Genomic DNA, 19276 nt, shown 5'->3' with positions numbered 1-19276 from the left:
GATTTGAGATTTGCCCTCATTATCACCAAATCGGCGGGAAACTACACTGGATGTCCGAACCCATTCTCCTCACCCTGCTCAACAATAAGGACATCCGTCATGGCACAGGTTCAAAGCATCAAGTGTAAGGCCGCCATCGCCTGGGGCCCGGGCCAGCCCCTCTCCATCGAAGAGGTCGAGGTCATGCCGCCGCAAGCGGGCGAAGTACGGGTGCGCATCGTCGCCACCGGCGTCTGCCACACCGATGCCTTCACCCTCTCCGGTGAAGATCCGGAAGGGGTCTTCCCCTGCATCCTCGGCCACGAGGGGGGCGGCATCGTCGAATCGGTCGGCGAAGGGGTCACCAGCGTCAAGGTGGGGGATCACGTGATCCCGCTCTACACCCCCGAATGCGGCGAGTGCAAATTCTGCAAATCCGGCAAGACCAACCTGTGCCAGAAGATCCGTGCCACTCAGGGTAAGGGGCTGATGCCTGACGGCACCACCCGCTTCTCGAAAGATGGTCAGCCCATCTATCACTACATGGGCACCTCCACCTTTAGCGAATACACGGTACTGCCGGAGATCTCCATCGCCAAGGTGGATCCGGCCGCCCCGCTGGAGGAGGTCTGTCTGCTCGGCTGCGGCGTCACCACCGGCATCGGTGCAGTGATGAACACCGCCAAGGTGAAAGAGGGTGAGAGCGTCGCCATCTTCGGTCTGGGTGGCATCGGCCTCTCGGCGGTGATCGGGGCTCGTCTGGCCAAGGCCGGTCGCATCATCGCCATCGACATCAACGAGAGCAAATTCGAGCTGGCCCGCAAGCTGGGCGCCACCGACTGCATCAACCCGAACGACTACGACAAACCGATTCAGGAGGTGATCGTCGAGCTGACTGACGGCGGCGTCGACTTCTCCTTCGAGTGCATCGGCAACGTCAAGGTGATGCGCGCAGCGCTGGAGTGCTGCCACAAGGGTTGGGGCGAGTCGGTCATCATCGGCGTCGCCGGAGCGGGTCAGGAGATCAGCACCCGTCCGTTCCAGCTGGTCACCGGCCGGGTCTGGCGCGGCAGCGCCTTCGGCGGGGTACGCGGTCGCAGCGAACTGCCGAGCTATGTGCAGCGCTACATGCAGGGCGAGTTCCGCCTCGATGACTTCATCACCCACACCATGCCGCTTGAGCAGATCAACGAGGCGTTCGATCTGATGCACCAAGGCAAGAGCATCCGCACCGTCATCCACTACTGAGCATGATCACCCCGCCCGCAATCGTGGGCGGGGTGCAGGAGTCCTTCGATGAATCTGGAGATTATCAGCAGCAACAAGAGCTTCGGCGGCTGGCACAAGCGCTATCGCCACCACGCCAGCGTGCTCGGCTGCGAGATGAATTTTGCCATCTATCTGCCGCCTCAGGCCCTCACCGGCCAGAAAGTGCCGGTGCTCTACTGGCTCAGTGGCCTCACCTGCACCGATGAGAACTTTATGCAGAAGGCGGGTGCCCAGCGTATCGCCGCCGAGCTTGGCATCGCCCTGGTGGCGCCGGACACCAGCCCCCGCGGCGACGGCGTGGCCGACGATCCCGGTTATGACCTCGGCATGGGCGCGGGCTTTTACGTCAATGCCAGCCAGAGCCCCTGGCAGGCGCACTACCAGATGTATGACTACGTCACCCGCGAACTGCCTGACTTGATAGAGACCCACTTCCCGGTCTCGACCCGCCGCGCCATCAGCGGCCACTCCATGGGCGGTCACGGTGCGCTGATCGCCGCGTTGCGAGAGCCGGGTCGCTACCGCTCGGTCTCGGCGTTCAGCCCGATCTGCCACCCTAGCCGCAGCCCCTGGGGCCAGAAGGCGCTCGGGGCATATCTCGGCAGCAATCCTCTGCTGTGGCAGGAGTGGGATGCCTGCCAGCTGCTGCGCCACCAGCCGGTTACACCGCTACCAACCTTGGTGGATGTGGGGCTGGATGATCCCTTCCTCGCCGAGCAGTTGCATATCGATGCGCTGGCCGAAGTGGCCGCCAGCAAGGAGTGGCCACTGGAGCTCAACCGCCACGAGGGCTATGACCACAGCTACTACTTCGTGGCGAGCCTTATCGGGGCGCACCTGCGCTTTCACGCCCGCCACCTCTGATCAAAACAGGCCCGTTGCGGGCCTGTTTCAGTTGGTGTTGTGGTGATCGGACAAGATCAGCCTTGCTGCTCGTGGTAACGGCATACCAGAGCATCAGTGGCAGCAGCCTCCGCATAATACCGGCTTGCCCTGGCCAAGGTCGGCCGATTACCCTTGAGGATTGCGATGGAGGAGGTATTCCGTGAACTACGACGTTTCGTTGTTGGAGATAAAGCTGTTTCTGATGACCACCCGGTTTGGCAGTTTTTCAGATGTGGCGCGTCGGCAGGATATGACCCCCTCGTCCGTCTCGCGCAAGATGGCGCAGTTGGAGGAGAAGGTGGGCTCCAAGCTGCTGCACCGCCATACCCGCTCCATCTCCCTCACCGAAGAGGGGGTCGCCTTTGCCAAACAGTGCGCCGAGATCCTCCAGCAGTATGAGCGGGTAATCGGCCAGATCGAGCAGCGGGCGGATACCCCGAGAGGCACCATCCGGATCAGCGCGCCGGTCGCCTTTGGCCGGCTTCACATCGCCCCCTATCTGACCGAATTGCTGGAGCGCTACCCCCTGCTCAAAGTCGAGTTGCAGCAGACGGATCACTATGTCGATCCGGCTGCCGAGTCGATCGACCTGCTGATCCGCATCGGGATCTCGCAAGACTCCTCCCTGCGAATGAAGCAGTTTGGCCAGCAGCACTACGTGATGGCGGCCAGCCCCGACTACCTCAATCGCCATGGCGAACCGGCCAGTCCGGATGAGCTGGTGCAGCACAACTGTCTGGTCTTCAAGGGGAGCAATGGCCTGCAACGCTGGTTTATCGGCCAGGAGCAGCTGCAACCCTATGAGGTGAGCGGCACCCTCTACAGCAACAATGCCGATACTCTGGTTGCCGGCGCGGTGGCGGGTGCCGGGATTGTAGTGTTCCCCACCTGGCTCATCGGCGAGGAGCTGAAAACCGGGCGGCTCAAGCCGATCATGACCCAGTTCACCGTCTCCACCAGCGTGGAGCAGCAGGTGATCAGCGCACTCTATCTGGAGACCGACCAGCTCGCTGCCAAAGTGAGGGTGGTGATCGATTTTCTGGCGGGAAAATATGGCACTCCCTGCTACTGGGATACCAGACAGGTTTAGCCAGAAAGCCTGCCGGTCAGCTTGTGCAGCGCCGGCAGCAAGACAAAGACGGCACAGGCCACGATCACGCTGTCGATGAGCAACACTGCGACTGGTGCGGCGGGGTCGAGCTGCCATCTCGCCAGCAGCGGCGCCATCCAGCGCGGGATCAGCAGCGTCAGCGGAAAGATGATGGCCAGCACGTGCAGGTATTCGCCTAGCTGTTTTTTCATAAAGCCTCTGATGTTGTGGCAGCCAAGCCAGTGGCAAGAGTGGTATCCCCTTCACCACTGGCGAGCCGGCTACAGCGTGGTGATGTCCTGGGTGCAGATAAAGTGGGCATCCGTGGCAAAGGCCTCAAACTGCCGGATCACCTGCTGCATCTGCGCACTCTGGATCTCCTGCAGAAATTGCGTCTCCGACTCGATGCGGATCACTTCGAAGTAGTCCCACGGCGACGCACTCTGCTGCCCCAGCATCTTCAGCCCCTTGAACACCTCGAACGAGGTGACGCTGTTGAGCCGGTTCACGGTGGGCAGATCGACCTCCCGTGCCCACGCCAGATAATCCGCCTCGTTCGTCCCCGGTTTCAGATTGAAAAAGACCATCAGGGTTGTTGCCTGTTCACTCATTTACTTGTTCCTGTTGTCGGTTCGCCAGATAGATGCAGAGCAGCGCCGCAGCGACGGCCATCATGGCGGCAAGGCGCCAGTAGTTGAGGGGGATGGGGGCATTGCCCAGCCAGCCCATGGTATCGATCACCAGACTCATCACCATCTGGCCCAGAATGGTGGCCACAGTGGCGATGGCGACCCCTACCCGTGGAATGGCCGCGACCATCACCACCATGTAGACAATGCCGAACAGGGCACCTGCCAGCTGCCACTTCGGTACGCTGAGCAGGGTCGCCTGATAGGGCGGCTCAAAGAAGAAGATCAGCAGGGCGGTCACCACAGTGCCCATGGTGAAGGTGAGCAGCGAACTCTGCACCACTCCAACCCGCGATCCCAACTGACCATTGATCGCCGCCTGGGCGCTGAGCGCCATGCCGGAGACGATGGCCAACACGATAATCAGCACCATCAGTTTGCTCCCAGATAGGTAAACAGCAGCGCCAGCGCGATGCAGCCAAGTGCCACCAGCCGCAGAGGACGGGTTGCCCGTTTCGGCATGCCAAACCAGCCGAAGTAGTCGATGGCAAAGCTCTTGGTTACCTGCCCCAGCAGGACGCAGATCATCGTCATCGCAACCCCCAGCATGGGGGTCGAGAGAGTGAGCGCCACCACATAGACGGGGCCGAGCAAGCCACCGATCAGCTGCCATTTCGGCACCCCATGCCACCCTGTGGATGGCCCCCGCACCGTGAAGAAACGGATCAGCCAGAGCAGTGCAGCCCCCACGCCGAAGATGCTCAGGGTAGCCCACAGATGGCCCACCTGTTCACCAAGCGGGCCCAGCAGGCCCGCTTCGAAGGAGAGGCCCATGCCGGCCATCACGATGAGTAAAACCGAAAGTGCGTTCATCGTGGATCAAACAGGGCGACGGGTGATTGACGGCTATAGGCCTTGCCCTGCGGATAGGAGACCAGCTCCAGCTGCATGCCCCATGGCGCAAGAAAATAGACCCAGGACTCCCCTGCGGTCGGCCCCTCCGTCATGCAGGTCGGCTCGCCCAGCACGGCGATCCCCTGCTCTTTCAGGTAAGCCACCGCCGCCGCCATGTCATCCACATAGAAGGCGAGATGGTGGCCACCAATATCGGCGTTGTTGGGAGCCTTGAGGTTGCGCTCGATATTGCTGGCGTACTCGAAGATCTCCAGATTGATCCCTTTGGCATTCATCACCGCAATGCGGGTGATCTCGGCGCGGGCATTCACGTTGAGGTGCTCTGCCATCCAGTTGTCGCTCGCCACAAAGGGCCCGAACTCATAGGCCAGCTCGAAATCAAAGTGGTCGCGAAAAAAGGCGATCGCCTCTGCCAGATTGGGCACGGTAAAGCCGATATGATCGGGCTTTTTCAGTCCTGGCATGGCCATCAGATATCCCCCCGCTCGTGACGCAATTTGTTGAGCGCCCCCATGGTGGTCGCTCCCTTGTTGAAGCCGGTATAGACGGATGCAAAGACGATCAGCTCTTCAAGCTCCTGCCAGGTCGCCCCCTGCTTGAGTGCCATATCGACATGAGCTGCGAAGGGGTTACCTTCACCGCTGACGTTGAGGGCCATCTGGTCGATGGCGATGGTGATGAGCGCTTTGCTCTTCTGGTCGAGCAGCGGCATGCCCCAGGCTTCGCCGGCCACGCGGACCGTCATGTCGCCCCTGGTCGGGTGAATGGATTTGAGCCCGCTGACCAGAGCCTGATCATCGAGCACGGCATTTGCAAAAGGTAATGATGTAGTCATCAGTGACGCCTCAGTAGTTGATAAGTTCGCCGTAGCGGATGAGGCGCATTATTAGGGAGCGGGATGTATTGAAAAACCGGCGGGCCGGAACATCACTTATGCAGGATTTGCACAAATGGCACAGGGAGTAGCGCCGTGTTGGAAAAAGCAAAACAGGCCCGTTGCGGGCCTGTTTCAGTTGTGGTGATCGGTTGATATCAGCTGCCCGCGCGGGTCACCCCGCCGGAGCCCATGATCTGCTGCTCCACCTTGGGATCGCCCCAGTAGGCGATGTTGCCTGAGCCGGCGATGCCGACTTTCAGCATCTCCTGCGCCCGCACCGCCACATCACCGCTGCCGGCGATATTGACCTCTACCTCCTTGCCGCGCATCTCGCTCCCGAGCACGTCGCCAGCACCGGCAATGTTCAGCTCGATGGCCTGTGCCGAACCGCTGCCCAGCTCCAGACTGCCGGTGCCTGCGATATTCCCTTCCAGCCGTTTCAGCTCCAGCTGACTGGCGACGATGTCACCGGTACCGGCCACCGACAGCACCAGATCATCCCCCTTGAAGCCGCTCAGATCGCCGTTGCCGGTCCCGGCCAATGCCAGTTCGTTCAACACCGGCAAGGTGATGGTCAGCTCCAGCGGCTCGGTAGGATCGAGCCGGTAACCCTCCTTCACCTTGATCTCCAGCTTGTCGCCGCTCTCGGTCAGCACCAGATAGGGCAGCAGGTTCTCCTGCCCCTTGATCAGGATACCGCGCGGCTCCCCCGCGACCAGATGGAGGGTGGCAGGCCCCCCCGCCAGCACCCGGGTCACCCCGTCACCGAGCCCCTGCTGGCGCTCGACCACAGCCCCCGCGCCGGTCACTCTGGTCTGATCCAGCCAGTGACAACCACTGAGCCCCGCCATCAACATGACAACCATCATCCATTTCATCGCTACTCTCCTCCTTATGTGTTGGCCATCCAGGGCCAATTGGTTTTCATGCTCTGCAAAGCGTGAGCCAAAAATTAACATAATGATTCAAAAGGAAATAACTATTTCACCCAGAACAAACCGAAGAATTAAGAGAGCCATTTAGACCATATTTTGGTGAAAATAACCATTCTCGAACGGATATGATTGTGGCTGATTGGCGGGTCGTCCTGCCGGTCACTATGCTGACAGCCCGTGGAAGTTTTTAATTGCCCTGCCGGTCTGTTGAGCCAATAGTGGTACTTCGTGCGTACCAAGCTCTCCATTGCGGTAATGTCATTACCACTGTCTTGTCAGTCTTCACTGCCAACAAGGAGCCAGAGCGTGACCCAAGCAAGCCCTCTCTATGCCACCGCCACCGGTCTGCCGGAGCCGACTCGCACCCCGCTGCTGACCGGCAGCGATCCCGAGCAGAAACGGCGCGAGCTGCTCGCCTACTTCTGCCAGACCTTCGATCTCTACGACTCGCTGTTCGACTGTCTGGCCGATGAGCGGGCCTGGTTCAACAAGGCGATCCCGCTGCGCCACCCGCTCATCTTCTACTACGGCCACACCGCCGCCTTCTTCATCAACAAGCTGCTGGCGGCACGCCTGATCGATCAGCGGCAGGATGCCCGCATCGAGGCCATGGTCGCCATCGGGGTGGACGAGATGAGCTGGGATGATCTCGACGAGACCCACTACGACTGGCCCAAGGTCAGCGAGCTGCGCAGCTATCGGGCCAAAGTTCGTACGCTGGTGTGCGATTTCATTCGCCAGATGCCGCTCACCCTGCCCATCGATTGGCAAAGCCCGGCCTGGGTGATCCTGATGGGGATAGAGCACGAGCGCATCCACCTCGAGACCTCCAGCGTGTTGATCCGCCAGTTGCCGCTCGCCTGGGTGCGGCCGCAGCCTTATTGGCCCGCCTGTACCGAAGCCCGCCACCGCATTGATCAGGTGCCCGCCAACAACCTGCTGCCGGTGGCTGGCGGCAAGGTGCGCCTGGGCAAGCAGGATGCCACCTACGGCTGGGACAACGAATATGGCGAGCGCCAGATCGAGCTGGCCCCGTTTCAGGCCAGCCGCATGCTGGTGAGCAATGCCGAGTACCTCGCCTTCGTCCAGGCGGGCGGCTATGGCCAACAACAGTGGTGGGATGAGGAGGGATGGGGCTGGTGCCAGTACGCCAAGGCGCAGATGCCCACCTTCTGGGTCGGTGACCCCACCGAACCCGAACAATTGCAGCTGCGGCTGATGACCGAGCAGGTCGCCATGCCCTGGGACTGGCCGGTGGAGGTCAACCAGCTGGAGGCGGCTGCCTTCTGTCGCTGGAAGGCGGCCCGGACCGGACTCCCCATCCAGCTGCCGAGCGAGGCGGAATGGATGCTGCTGCGCGAGCAGCTACCCGGCGATCAGCCGGACTGGACACAGGTCCCCGGCAATATCAATCTGGCCCGTTTTGCCTCCTCCTGCCCGGTGGATGCCTGCCCGCAAGGGGAGTTCTTCGATCTGGTGGGCAATGTCTGGCAGTGGACCAGCACCGCCATCGATGGCTTCGACGGCTTTAAAATCCACCCGCTCTACGACGACTTCTCCACCCCCACCTTTGATGGCAAGCACACCCTGATCAAGGGGGGCAGCTGGATCAGCACGGGTAACGAAGCGCTCAAATCATCCCGTTACGCCTTTCGGCGTCACTTCTTCCAGCATGCGGGTTTCCGCTATCTGGTCTCCCGTTATCAGGAACCCGTTATCGTGAATCCCTATGAAACCGACACGCTGGTCGCTCAATATCTCGACTTCCAGTACGGCCCGAGCCACTTCGGGGTAGCCAACTACGCCAAGACGCTTGCTGATCTTGCTGGCGAGCTCTGCAGCAACCACCAGCGGGCACTGGATATCGGCTGTGCCACCGGCCGCGCCAGCTTCGAACTGGCCCGCCACTTCCAGCATGTGGACGGGGTCGACTACTCGGCCCGCTTCATCGATGTGGCGCTGGCCCTCGCCAGCCAGGACAGCTTCCGCTATGCCATTCCGCTGGAGGGTGAACTGGTGGAGTATTGCGAGGCGCGCCTGTCGAGCCACGGGCTGGGGGCGAGCCAGGCTGAGCGCATCCACTTCAGTCAGGGGGATGCCTGCAACCTCAAGCCCAAATATGACCACTACGATCTGGTGCTCGCCTCCAACCTGATCGACCGGCTGCGGGAGCCCGCCCGCTTCCTGCGGGACATAGCTCCCCGGCTGCGCAGCGGTGGCCTGCTGGTGCTCACCAGCCCCTATACATGGCTGGCGGAATATACCCCGCCCGCCAACTGGCTCGGCGGCATTCGTGAAAACGGCGAGGCGCTCACCACCTATCAGGCGCTGCAACGGCTGCTGGCGGCCGAATTCGAGGAGCACTGCCCGCCGCGGGATGTGCCCTTCGTCATCCGCGAGACCGCCCGTAAATACCAGCACACGGTGGCCCAGCTCACCGTCTGGCGCAAACGCTAATCCGCCGATCGGCATGCAGATGAGAAGAGGGCCAACGGGCCTCCCTCTTGTTATGGCAGTCAAAACGGCGCGAGTATCACTCTCCCTGCTCGTGATAGCGGCGCGCCAGCACGGCGCAGACCATCAGCTGGATCTGGTGGAAGATCATCAGCGGCAGCACCATGACGCCGACGCTGGCGGCGGGGAACATAACGTTGGCCATCGGCACTCCGTTGGCCAGACTCTTCTTGGAGCCGCAGAAGACGATGGTGATCTCGTCCGCCTTGTCGAAACCGAGGCGACGGCTGATCCAGACGTTCCAGCAGAGCACCAGCGCCAGCAAGACGCAGCTCAGCAACACGATACTGGCCAGATCGTACCAGCCTACTTGGTGCCAAATCCCCTGTGCCACCGCCTCGCTGAAGGCCACATAGACCACCAGCAGGATGGAGCTCTGATCCAGCTTGCCGATGAGCGGCCGATGGCTGTCGACCCAGCGACCGATGAGTGGGCGTGACAGGTGGCCGACCACGAACGGCAGCATCAGCTGCATCATGATGGACTGGATGGAGTGCCAGGTGTCGATCCCCTCCCCTTGCACGTGGATCATCATCCCCACCAGCACCGGCGAGAGGAAGATGCCGAGGATGCTGGAGGCCGAGGCGCTGCACACCGCCGCCGACACATTGCCCCCCGCCATGGAGGTAAAGGCGATAGCCGACTGCACGGTGGCAGGCAGGGCGCAGAGATAGAGGAAGCCGAGGTAGATGGCCGGGCTCAGCCAGCTGGGCACCAGCGGGGTGAGCAGCAGCCCGAGCAGCGGAAAGAGCACGAAGGTGCTGGCCATCACCACCAGATGAAGCCGCCAGTGACCGAGGCCCGCCAGCAGGTTCTGGCGCGACAACTTGGCGCCATGCATGAAGAACAAGAGCGCCACCGCCAGCTTGGTCAGCAGACCGAACCAGACGGCCACCGGCCCCTCGCAGGGAAAGAGGGAGGCCAGGGTGACCACCGCAATCAGCACAACAGTAAAGGGATCCAGACGCACGAAAGGTCTCCATCAGAGGGCATCCTGCTACCGTGGCGGCAGTCAGGATTGGGGAGGACAAGAAACAGAGCGGGAGATGTCTGGCACCTCCCGCTAAAACGAACCTCCAGCTTACCCCGATAACGGAGAGGCGCAACGTTGTGCAGCGGTTAATTGTTCATCAATGCTTAACGCCTTTGCTTTGTCGAATAGCGGAAGTTGATGACCCACGGCCAGATAGCGCCAAACCGGCGCAAAATGGATAAAAAACGGGCAACCCAAGCCGCCCGTTCCGCTTTTTCACCCAGCCGATCAGCGCTGGCTGGCCAGCTTGCCGTTGCCGCTTTTCTTCTCATTGCCGGCAAGCTTGCGAGCCTGCCGCTTCTCGAAGCGGGAGATCCACCAGTAGGCCAGCGCCGAGAAGACCGCGGTCATAAAGACGTTGATGAAGAAGGCGCGCACCAGATCCACCCCGGCCGGGAAGGCGGAGGCGCTCATGCTCACCACGAAGATGGCGATCAGCACCGAGACCACGCCCATCCCGAACTTGCGCGACCCCATGCGGAAGTCGCGGGGGGTGTCGTCATGTTTCCAGCGGAACACGAAGTAGGCCACCATGATGAAGATCGGCGGCAGCATGGCGGTACCGGCGGTGAGGTTGATGGCGGTGTTCATCATCTGCTGCACCGACTCGGAGCCGAAGCCGTTGACCACCAGCATCGCGAACACGAAGACAAACTGCCACCAGGCGGCGCGCACCGGCACGCCGTGCTTGTTGAGCTGGGTGGTCTTCTCGCCGTAAACCCCCTGCGGGATCTCGGAGAAGTGGATCTTCACCGGCGCCGAGGTCCACATCATCATGGAGCCGAACATGGCGATAAACAGCACCACGCCGACGAAGCGGCCCACCAGCGCCTCGGAGAGCCCGAAATACTGCGCCATACCGGTGAAGATCTCCACCATGCCGCCGGCATAGGTGAGGCTCTCGCGCGGCACGAACACGTTCACCAGCAGGGAACCGACCGCATACATGGCGCCGATGACGATACCCGCACTGATGATCACCTTGATGAAGGACTTCTGACCGCCCTTCACGTCATTGAGGTAGGCCGCTGCGGTCTCGGCACCGCCCGCCGCCTGGAAAATCCAGCACATGATACCGAGCGTCGCCCAGTTGACGGTAGGAGTCATCGCCTCCAGCGTGATGGGCTGGGCCGGCACATGGTCGCCACTCAGAGCCATCAGGGCACCCAGCACATAGATGGCGAACAGGGCAAACACCCCGTAGGCCACGATCTCCGCAATCTTGCCGAGCCAGCTCGCCCCCTTGGTGGAGATATGGGTCGCCGCCGCAAACAGCACGATGGAGATGATCGAGGTGACCATGGGGGAGAAGCTGTACTCGTACCCCAGCATGGCGTAGGAGGCGTAGGCGATGACGTTGGGTAGCAGAGAGACGAACCAGAACAGGTTTACGAACCAGTAGAGAAACGAGCCCAGATAGGCCATCCGGGTGCCGAGCGGTTTTTTAAGCCAGTCGTACATCCCCGACTCGGAGTTTTTGTTGGCCGAGACGAACTCGGCAATGATGAAGACGAACGGGATGAAGTAGACGATGGTCGCCAACAGGAAGATGGGGGCGGAGCTGAGCCCCAGCTCGATATTGTTGTTGACGATGTTACGCACGTTGAACACGGCGGCAAAGGTCATCGACAACAGGGCAAACTTGCCTATGGTGCCGCGTACGGATTCAGACATGGTGTCCTCCAGTGGACTCGCGCTCCCTGCGGGTAACGCTGTGACTCTGTGATGTGTTCGGCAAGGGTCTGTCGGCCCCGCGCTTTACTCTCTTGTTATGATCGGGCCGCGTGGACGGCCTCGTTGGTAAACCGGTGCCGTATCCCGCACCGGCTCGCAATACCAGTCAGACGATCGGGGTGCCCGGCGCCATCGGCACCCGGGGCTGCAACAGTACGCTCTGGCTCTCGTCCGGGGTCTCGGCGCAGAGCAACATGCACTCGGAACGCTCGCCGCGCATCCTGGTGGGCTTGAGGTTGGTCAGCACCACCACTTCGCTGCCCATCAGCTCCTCTTCGCTGTAGTAAGGCACCAGACTGGTGACGGTCTGCTGCGGCCGTTCGCCACCCACATCGATCTGGACGATGTAGAGTTTGTCGGCCCCGGGGTGACGCACCACCTCCAGCACCTTGCCCACCTTCATCTCGACCCGCTTGAATTCGGCAAACTCGATCGTCTCGCTCATGCTCTTTTCCTTTTCTGGTTCAACGGTTTGCGGGTGGCCAACGGCCACCCGGTTTGATTGGGATTTAATGCCGTGCCTATGGCGTCTGCATGGCAACCTGCGCTGTCGGCTGGGCCTCTTTGGCACGCGCTTCGGCACTGAGGGAAGCCTCGTATCTGTTGTATTTCCACCAGGCGAAGCCGAGGAAAATCACGATCCCGCCGACGTTGTAGAAGATGATGGTCATGATGTCGGCGCCGGTCGGGAAGGTGGAGGCGAGGAAGCCCACCGAGAAGATGGCGATCAGTACCGAGACCACGGCGATGCCGGTGGTGCGCGACCCCATCCTGAAATCCCGCGGCAGGTGATCGAGCTTCAGACGCAGATTGAGGTAGGCCAGCATGATGAACAGCGGCGGCAGCATGGAAGCGGCGGCGGTCATGTTGATGACGGTGTTCATCAGATCCTGCGCGGTGTTGGAGCCCAGGGTCGGGATCACCATCAGCGGCAGCACGATGAGGTACTGGATCCATGCTGCACGGGCGGGCACGCCGTTCTCGTTCAGCTCGACCGTCTTCTTGCCAAAGATGCCGGCCGGGATCTCGGAGAAGAAGATCTTCACCGGGGTCGCGGTCCACATCAGCAGGGAACCGAACATGGCGGTGAAGGAGACCAGACCCACGAAGCGGTTCATCAGGATCTCCGGCAGGCCGAAGTAAGCCGCCAGCCCTTCAAACACCTGCACCGAGCCGCCGGTGTATTTCAGGGTGTCGCTGTGGACGAACACGTTGATCAACAGCGATGCAATGGAGTAGAGCACGCCGATAAAGATCCCGGCGACGATGATCACCTTCACAAAGGACTTGGAGCCGCCCTTCACGTCATTGACGTAGACCGCCACCGACTCGGCGCCACCGGCTGCCATAAAGATCCAGGTGGTGATGCCGAGGAAGGCCCAGCTGAAATCGGGGACCATGGCCTCTACCGTGATGGGGTCAGCCGGTTGCACGCCGCCCACCAGAGCCGCACCTGCCAACAGGATGTAGGAGAGGGTCAGCAGCAGCATCAGGGACGAGGTCACCGAGGTGATGGGGCCGAGCATCTTGGCGCCGTTGGTGGACACGTAGGTGGCAAAGGCAAACAGCACCATGCTCAAGGCCGTGGTCGCCACCGGGGTGAGAATGTACTCGTAGCCGAGGAAAGCATAGGAGGCGTAGGCGATGACCCGCGGCAGCAGCGAGGTGAAGAAGAAGAGGTTCACGAACCAGTAGGTGTAGGCGGAGATAAAGGCCCAGCGACCGCCGAGGGAGCTCTTCACCCAGGCATACACCCCCGCTTCGGAGTTCTTGTTCAGTGACACGAACTCCGCAATGATCAGGCAGAACGGAATGAAGTAAAAAATGGTGGCCAGAAAGAACATCGGGGCCGAGGCCAGGCCGATTTCGATGTTGTTGTTGATGACGTTGTTGAAGCTGAATACCGCCGCGAAGGTGAGCGACAGCAGACCAAACTTGCCTATCGTATTGCGTTTGGAATCAGACATGGTGCATCTCCAGACCTGTAGTTATTGCCGCGAAAGGGCGAGGCATGGGTTGTAGGGTGAACCCCGCCCTTCCGGCTTTTATCAGTGCAGAACCGGCGGCTTGTTATTTGTTCTTGAAGTAGCCGCCTTCGACGGTGACCTTGATGATCACTTTGCGCACCGGGCTGTCGCCGACGAATCGGTAGGCCTTGTCGTTCTCGAAGATCACCACCTGACCATTGCCGACCTGCTGGCGCTCACGCACCTCGCCGGCCAGCCACTCGCGGTCGGTGGTGTCGTCATAGGCCTGCTCGACCACCAGCTCCGATTTGGGGGCCCACTCCACCGTCTCTGCTCCTTCCAGGTAGTAGTGAACGTCGAAGTAGCGGCGCTGCCCCTCAAACAGGGAGGTGGCCGGGCTGGCCCCCTCCTGCAAGCGATAGGTGAGGGAGTCACCGATGGAGTGGCAGATGCCGGGTTTGAGGTTTGGCAGGTTGTTGATGGCCTCCACGCAGCGGCCCCACTTCTTGCCCTCCCGGTAGATGTTTTTGAACAGGGTCAGGTTGTCCAGGGTGATCATGCGAGGTTCCTCCCGCCGTTGATGGTGAGATCGAGCCCGGCCAGCGCAGCCGGATTGAGGTTGCCACGGGCGATGGGTAGCAGGGTCAGGCCGAAGCTGAACGGCTCGAAGCGCACCCGCCAGGAATCCAGCACCTCGGAGCCCCAGGAGTTGGAGCCGAGCCCCAGTACCTTGTGATCCAGATTGAGGGTGAGATAACCGCAGGGCTCCAGCTCGTTGATGTGCTGCGCCGCGTGGATATGCTCCCAGCTGTAGGGCCAGACGCTCAGGTTGATGGGGGCATCGGGTCGCACGTAGAGACCGGCGCCGTGGCGGTTGGTCAGGGTCGCCCAGCGCACCTGCTGGCGGTTGCCGTTGTCCTGCGGGAAGGGGTAGTGCTCCCACATCTCGCTGACTGTGCTCTGGAAGCTGTCGATCCAGTTGCTCTGGCGGCTGTCCTGATAGTTTTCGCCCGGCCCCATGCCGTAGTAGTGCACCCGGTCGAGATCCTGACGAATGCCCAGCTCGAAGCCGATCTTGGGAATGATGTCGTCATAACCGCCGTAGGGCTGGCCGGAGAGTGCCACGTGCAGCTGACCGTTCGGGCTCAGGGTGTAGACGTAGCGGCAGCGCATGCCAAAGTCGAACACCGGTGGCGCGATCAGGCTCTCGACCGTCACCTCGACCGCGTCACCCAGCTGGCGCCAGCTTAAGGTGCGGAAGTGCTCCTGCATGATCTGCAGGTGGTTCGGGTACCACAGGCTCTCGTACTCCTGCTTGTGGTTGTCGATCATCGGCTTGAAGAAGGTGAGGCGTGGCGAGCGCTCGATGAGCTCATTGCCATCTTGCTGCCAGCTCACCAGCTTGCCGTCGAGGCGTGAAAAACGCAGGGCGAAGCCGCTGCCGCTCAAGGTCAACGCGAGGCGCTCGTCGGCAATCTGCAGCGCAGTAGCGTTGGGACTGGCAAAGGGTCGCAGCTGGCGAGTCGATACCTTCAGCTGGAACTGGTACTGGCCCAGCTCGTGCTCCGCCGCGCTGTAACGGGTGGCAGTGGCCTTGATGACCCGCAGCTGGACGAAGGTTTCCCGCCCATCAAGGGATGGCAGCTCGAGTTGCAGCTCAGTGGTGGCACCGGGAGCAACCCCTTCCAGCCGGATTTGCTGGCTGGCCAGCAGCTCGCCCTCGGCCTTCACTTCGACCAGCAGGCGGATATCGTCGAGAGTGGAGAACCAGTAGCGGTTTTCCACCGCCAGCTTGCCGCTCGCCAGATCCAGCGCCCGCACCTTGACCGGGCAGATCACCTGCTTGTATTCGCGCAGGCCAGGCCCCGGGGTCTGATCCGGATAGATGAGGCCATCCATGCAGAAGTTGTAGTTGTTGGGGTAGTCGCCATAGTCGCCGCCGTACTTGTAGACGGGGCGCCCCTGCTCGTCCTGATCCAGAATGCCGTGATCGCACCACTCCCAGATGTAGTGACCTTGAATGTGGGGATGACGGTCGAACACCTGCTGGTATTCGCTAAGGCCACCCGGGCCGTTGCCCATGGCGTGGGCGTATTCGCAGAGGATGCGCGGCTTCGCCATCGGGAACTCGCCGAAGCAGTTCATCTGGGAGACCCGGGAGTACATGGTACTCACCACATCCACCACCTCGGCATCGCGATCCTCTTCGTAGTGCACCAGCCGGGTCGGGTCGATCGCCTTGCAGCGCTGGTACATGGCTCTGATGTTGCAGCCGTAGCCGGACTCGTTGCCGAGCGACCAGATAATGATGGAGGGGTGGTTCTTCTGGGCGTGCACGTGGCGCTCGATGCGATCCACGAACACCGGCTCCCAGAAGGGGTCATCGGTGATGCGGCTAAGATCGCCAACGTTGGCAAAACCGTGGGTCTCCACGTCGGTCTCCGCCATCACGAACAGACCGTACTGGTCGCACAGCTCGTAGAAGCGCGGGTCGTTCGGGTAGTGGGCGGTGCGTACCGAGTTGAGGTTGTGCTGCTTCATCAGCACGATATCGCGCTCCACCCTATCCATGCCGACTGCGCGACTCTTGAGGTGGTCGTTGTCATGGCGGTTCACCCCGTGCAGCTTGAGGTAGTGGCCGTTGACGTAGAAGAGGCCATTCTTGACCTTGATTTCACGCACCCCGACCCGCTGCGGGATCACTTCCAGCAGCTCACCCCGACCGTTGTAGAGGGAGAGTTGCAGCTGGTAGAGGTAAGGATCTTCGGCGCTCCACAGATGGGGATTGGCCAGATCCAGCGTGAAGCGGCAATCACACTTGCCGTCGATGGCGAGATGGTCGAGGGAGCCGCTGGCGATCTCGCTGCCCTGATCCAGCAGGGACCAGACCAGACGGTGATCACGGGCGGCCGCCCCCAGGTTCTCGAGCTGGATATCGCAGCTCAGGGTGGCACTTTGATTGTCATCCGCCAGCGCGGTGCGGATGAAGAAGTCCTGCACATGGGAGGCCGGTTTGCCCACCAGATAGACGTCGCGGAAGATCCCCGCCATCCACCACATGTCCTGATCTTCGATATAGGTGGAGTCGGCCCACTGCATCACCCGCACTGACAACAGGTTCTCGCCAACCTTGGCGTAGGCACTGATATCGAACTCGGCGGTGAGACGACTGCCCTTGCTGAAGCCGACGTAGTAGCCGTTCACATAGACCTCGAAGTAGGTCTCCACCCCGTCAAACTTGATGATCACCTGCTCGCCGTCCCAGGCCGGGCTCAGCGTGAAGCTGCGCTGATAGGCGCCGGTGGGGTTGTTGGTCGGCACGAAGGGCACATCGATGGGGAAAGGAAAACCTTCGTCGGTGTACTGCAGCTGGCCATGTCCTTCCATCTGCCACATGTTGGGCACGGTGATCTGGCCCCACTCGCTCATGGGGCTGTGATAGAAGGCCTCCGGCACCTGCAGGGGGTGGTCGAAGTAGTGGAACTGCCACTGGCCGCCAAGGCTCAGAAAACGGCGGCTCAGCTCGCGCTGCATGGTGGCTGCCAGCACGTGGTCGGCATAAGAGAAGAAGTAGGCGCGCGGGGCCAGCCTGTTTTCACCAACGAATTGGACGTTTTCCCAGTTATTCACATGTCCTCCCGGAACAAGGCAACTTTGACTGGGTAAACCCTAGATAAACATTTACTAAATATCAGCTTTGAATTGGTAAAGTTTTAACCTGATCACAATAAACAGATGGTTTTGTGAGCGAGATCAGAAGCGGGAGATAAAGGAAGGCAAGATATGGATGAGTGGCATGGATGTTGATAGCCGTTGGCTGAGCTGCAATAAAATCAACTATAAAACAATACGATATGACGTCACGGGATGATATGGGAAATAAGTTTACTTGGGAGAGGAGTCGCACCACCGCAAGATGGCGCGACTAAAAAGCAGAATGTTTTACTAAAATCAGCGAGTAGTGCCACGCAGGGTCAACTTGCTCGGTACCAGCACCCGAAGGGGAATATCCCGCTCGTCTCGCAGCCGCTCAACCAGCAGATTGACCCCCTGGGAGCCCATCAACTCGGAGTGGATCCGCACCGTAGAGAGCGGCGGGAAGGTGAACTTGGCGGTCGGAATATCGTTGACGCTGATAAGCTCGATCTGCTGGGGAATCGCCAATCCCTTCTCATGAATGGCACGCAGCACACCAATGGCGATGGAATCGGAGGCAACGAACAGCGCCTTGGGCCAGTCACCCGCCAGCATCTCCTTCGCCAACTGGTAGCCGGAGGCACTGGAGAAATCCCCACGATAGAGGTCGCTCTCCTGCACCACCCCCAACCGCTGGCCATAATCCCGGAAGGCCAGTTCGCGCAGATCCGGATTCTCATCCTGGCCACCGATATAACCGATGCGCTGGTGCCCCTGCGCAATAAAGTAGTCGACGACCTGCTGGCTGATCAGAGCGAGATCCACATCGACCGAGTCAAACTCTCCCTGTGAACGGCAGTCAACAAACACCAGCTGGCTGGAACAAGCCCTTAGCTGGACGAGACGCTCGGCTGTGAGGGTGCCGACCACCAGAATGCCATCCACGGAGCTCAGTTCGCGCCCTTCACCGCAGTTGTAGAGATGAGTCAGTTCGATATTGAGGCGGGCACTCTGGGTCTCGATGCCATAGCGGATAGCGAGATAGTAAGGGTCGTTGACCTCGGTACTCTGGGGATAGGCATAGACCACCAGAAAGTGCAGCTTGCTCTTGTGTACCCCCTTGCGGGCGCTGCTGGTCTTGTACTCCAGCCGTTCGGCAATCTCGAAGATCCGCTGCTTGGTCTCTTCCTTGACGCTCAGGCTGGGATCCTCGTTCAGTACCCGGGATACCGTGGCGAGAGAAACCCCCGCTTCCTGTGCAATTTCCTTCAACGTAGCCATCAATACCTCGCTGGCAGCATCACGTGTTAATCGGCAACGGCTAAAGAGTAACGGGCAATCCCTTGATAGCCCAGCACTTTTACTAAAATGCCGGCGGCATGACAGATTTTTGGAACGCAGAAATGCAAAAAGGCCTCCCGAATGGGAGGCCTCTTCTAAATAGGTGCCTGACAGTGTCCTACTCTCGCATGGCGAATGCCACACTACCATCGGCGCTACCGCGTTTCACTTCTGAGTTCGGCATGGGATCAGGTGGTTCCACGGCGCTATTGCCGTCAGGCAAAAGCTTTTAAAACTAACTTGAAAATGGTGCTGATACCCAGAATCGAACTGGGGACCTCATCCTTACCAAGGATGCGCTCTACCGACTGAGCCATATCAGCACACTAACCGGTAAAGACCACGCTGGGCGTAATCTTGAAATTGGGTGCCTGGCAGTGTCCTACTCTCGCATGGCGAATGCCACACTACCATCGGCGCTACCGCGTTTCACTTCTGAGTTCGGCATGGGATCAGGTGGTTCCACGGCGCT

General features: G+C 60.5%; 18 protein-coding genes, 1 tRNA gene and 2 rRNA genes. 4 read left to right on the top strand and 17 right to left on the bottom strand.

The window, feature by feature from the left end; all coding sequences use genetic code 11:
- Nucleotides 1–99 precede the first annotated feature (99 nt).
- From ACB040_RS08145 to ACB040_RS08135, 3 genes are all read left to right on the top strand, one after another.
- Nucleotides 100–1227: an S-(hydroxymethyl)glutathione dehydrogenase/class III alcohol dehydrogenase gene (locus tag ACB040_RS08145; protein ID WP_120416233.1), complete on the top strand. Its 1128-nt coding sequence runs from the start codon at nucleotides 100–102 to the stop codon at nucleotides 1225–1227.
- 48 nt (nucleotides 1228–1275) lie between these two features.
- A complete protein-coding gene (gene fghA, locus ACB040_RS08140; RefSeq protein ID WP_338773050.1) occupies nucleotides 1276–2112 on the top strand; it encodes an S-formylglutathione hydrolase in 837 nt (278 codons plus the stop codon).
- A gap of 181 nt (nucleotides 2113–2293) precedes the next feature.
- Complete coding sequence (locus tag ACB040_RS08135) at nucleotides 2294–3223, top strand: LysR family transcriptional regulator (RefSeq protein WP_101530351.1); 930 nt, start codon at nucleotides 2294–2296, stop codon at nucleotides 3221–3223.
- Here ACB040_RS08135 and ACB040_RS08130 read toward each other — a convergent pair.
- The 7 genes from ACB040_RS08130 to ACB040_RS08100 all read right to left on the bottom strand — a co-directional run bounded on the left by ACB040_RS08130 (nucleotide 3220) and on the right by ACB040_RS08100 (nucleotide 6522).
- Nucleotides 3220–3435, bottom strand: a complete 216-nt coding sequence (locus tag ACB040_RS08130) for a hypothetical protein (protein ID WP_033114723.1) — start codon at nucleotides 3433–3435, stop codon at nucleotides 3220–3222. The two genes, ACB040_RS08135 and ACB040_RS08130, sit on opposite strands and share 4 nt — an antisense overlap.
- Before the next feature lie 69 nt (nucleotides 3436–3504).
- Complete coding sequence (locus ACB040_RS08125; protein WP_335817378.1) at nucleotides 3505–3834, bottom strand: hypothetical protein; 330 nt, start codon at nucleotides 3832–3834, stop codon at nucleotides 3505–3507.
- Nucleotides 3827–4285 carry a DMT family transporter gene (locus ACB040_RS08120; RefSeq protein ID WP_033114721.1) on the bottom strand — a complete coding sequence of 153 codons (459 nt, stop codon included), beginning with the start codon at nucleotides 4283–4285 and terminating at the stop codon, nucleotides 3827–3829. The genes ACB040_RS08125 and ACB040_RS08120 overlap by 8 nt, the downstream gene beginning before the upstream one ends.
- The gene (locus ACB040_RS08115; RefSeq protein WP_101530354.1) at nucleotides 4285–4725 is read right to left on the bottom strand and encodes a DMT family transporter; all 441 of its coding nucleotides are present in this window, start codon (nucleotides 4723–4725) and stop codon (nucleotides 4285–4287) included. The genes ACB040_RS08120 and ACB040_RS08115 overlap by 1 nt, the downstream gene beginning before the upstream one ends.
- Nucleotides 4722–5237 (bottom strand): VOC family protein, encoded by a 516-nt coding sequence (locus tag ACB040_RS08110; protein WP_338773056.1) that lies wholly within the window; start codon nucleotides 5235–5237, stop codon nucleotides 4722–4724. Before ACB040_RS08110 ends, ACB040_RS08115 begins: the two co-directional genes overlap by 4 nt.
- Nucleotides 5237–5602 (bottom strand): carboxymuconolactone decarboxylase family protein, encoded by a 366-nt coding sequence (locus ACB040_RS08105; RefSeq protein ID WP_371154303.1) that lies wholly within the window; start codon nucleotides 5600–5602, stop codon nucleotides 5237–5239. Before ACB040_RS08105 ends, ACB040_RS08110 begins: the two co-directional genes overlap by 1 nt.
- Before the next feature lie 197 nt (nucleotides 5603–5799).
- The gene (locus ACB040_RS08100) at nucleotides 5800–6522 is read right to left on the bottom strand and encodes a head GIN domain-containing protein (RefSeq protein WP_338773059.1); all 723 of its coding nucleotides are present in this window, start codon (nucleotides 6520–6522) and stop codon (nucleotides 5800–5802) included.
- Between the two features lie 363 nt (nucleotides 6523–6885).
- Between ACB040_RS08100 and ovoA the strand changes: the two genes are divergently transcribed.
- Entirely contained in the window at nucleotides 6886–9036 is a 2151-nt protein-coding gene (ovoA, locus tag ACB040_RS08095) for a 5-histidylcysteine sulfoxide synthase (RefSeq protein WP_338773061.1), read from the top strand.
- A gap of 76 nt (nucleotides 9037–9112) precedes the next feature.
- Here ovoA and ACB040_RS08090 read toward each other — a convergent pair whose 3' ends face one another.
- The 10 genes from ACB040_RS08090 to rrf (ACB040_RS08045) all read right to left on the bottom strand — a co-directional run.
- Complete coding sequence (locus ACB040_RS08090; protein WP_338773063.1) at nucleotides 9113–10063, bottom strand: bile acid:sodium symporter family protein; 951 nt, start codon at nucleotides 10061–10063, stop codon at nucleotides 9113–9115.
- A gap of 291 nt (nucleotides 10064–10354) precedes the next feature.
- Nucleotides 10355–11800, bottom strand: coding sequence for an amino acid permease (locus ACB040_RS08085; RefSeq protein WP_338773065.1), 1446 nt, complete (start codon nucleotides 11798–11800; stop codon nucleotides 10355–10357).
- Between the two features lie 166 nt (nucleotides 11801–11966).
- Nucleotides 11967–12305: a tRNA-binding protein gene (locus ACB040_RS08080; RefSeq protein ID WP_338773067.1), complete on the bottom strand. Its 339-nt coding sequence runs from the start codon at nucleotides 12303–12305 to the stop codon at nucleotides 11967–11969.
- A gap of 76 nt (nucleotides 12306–12381) precedes the next feature.
- Nucleotides 12382–13827: an amino acid permease gene (locus ACB040_RS08075; RefSeq protein WP_113740294.1), complete on the bottom strand. Its 1446-nt coding sequence runs from the start codon at nucleotides 13825–13827 to the stop codon at nucleotides 12382–12384.
- Nucleotides 13828–13930: 103 nt separating this feature from the next.
- Nucleotides 13931–14386, bottom strand: a complete 456-nt coding sequence (locus tag ACB040_RS08070; RefSeq protein ID WP_371154299.1) for a beta-galactosidase subunit beta — start codon at nucleotides 14384–14386, stop codon at nucleotides 13931–13933.
- A complete protein-coding gene (gene ebgA, locus ACB040_RS08065; RefSeq protein ID WP_371154297.1) occupies nucleotides 14383–17457 on the bottom strand; it encodes a beta-galactosidase subunit alpha in 3075 nt (1024 codons plus the stop codon). The genes ACB040_RS08070 and ebgA overlap by 4 nt, the downstream gene beginning before the upstream one ends.
- 321 nt (nucleotides 17458–17778) lie before the next feature.
- A complete protein-coding gene (gene ebgR / locus ACB040_RS08060; protein ID WP_265783721.1) occupies nucleotides 17779–18744 on the bottom strand; it encodes a transcriptional regulator EbgR in 966 nt (321 codons plus the stop codon).
- A 165-nt stretch (nucleotides 18745–18909) separates the two neighbouring features.
- Nucleotides 18910–19024, bottom strand: a 5S ribosomal RNA gene (gene rrf, locus ACB040_RS08055).
- A gap of 27 nt (nucleotides 19025–19051) precedes the next feature.
- Nucleotides 19052–19127, bottom strand: a tRNA-Thr gene (locus ACB040_RS08050).
- Nucleotides 19128–19173: 46 nt separating this feature from the next.
- Nucleotides 19174–19276, bottom strand: a 5S ribosomal RNA gene (gene rrf / locus ACB040_RS08045); the annotation flags it as partial.

It is taken from the genome of Aeromonas sp. S11(2024) (assembly GCF_041402345.1).
Classification (GTDB): Bacteria; Pseudomonadota; Gammaproteobacteria; order Enterobacterales; family Aeromonadaceae; genus Aeromonas; species Aeromonas veronii.
The sequence above is the reverse complement of the archived record's forward strand: the minus strand, read 5'-3'. Positions and strand labels throughout refer to the sequence as shown.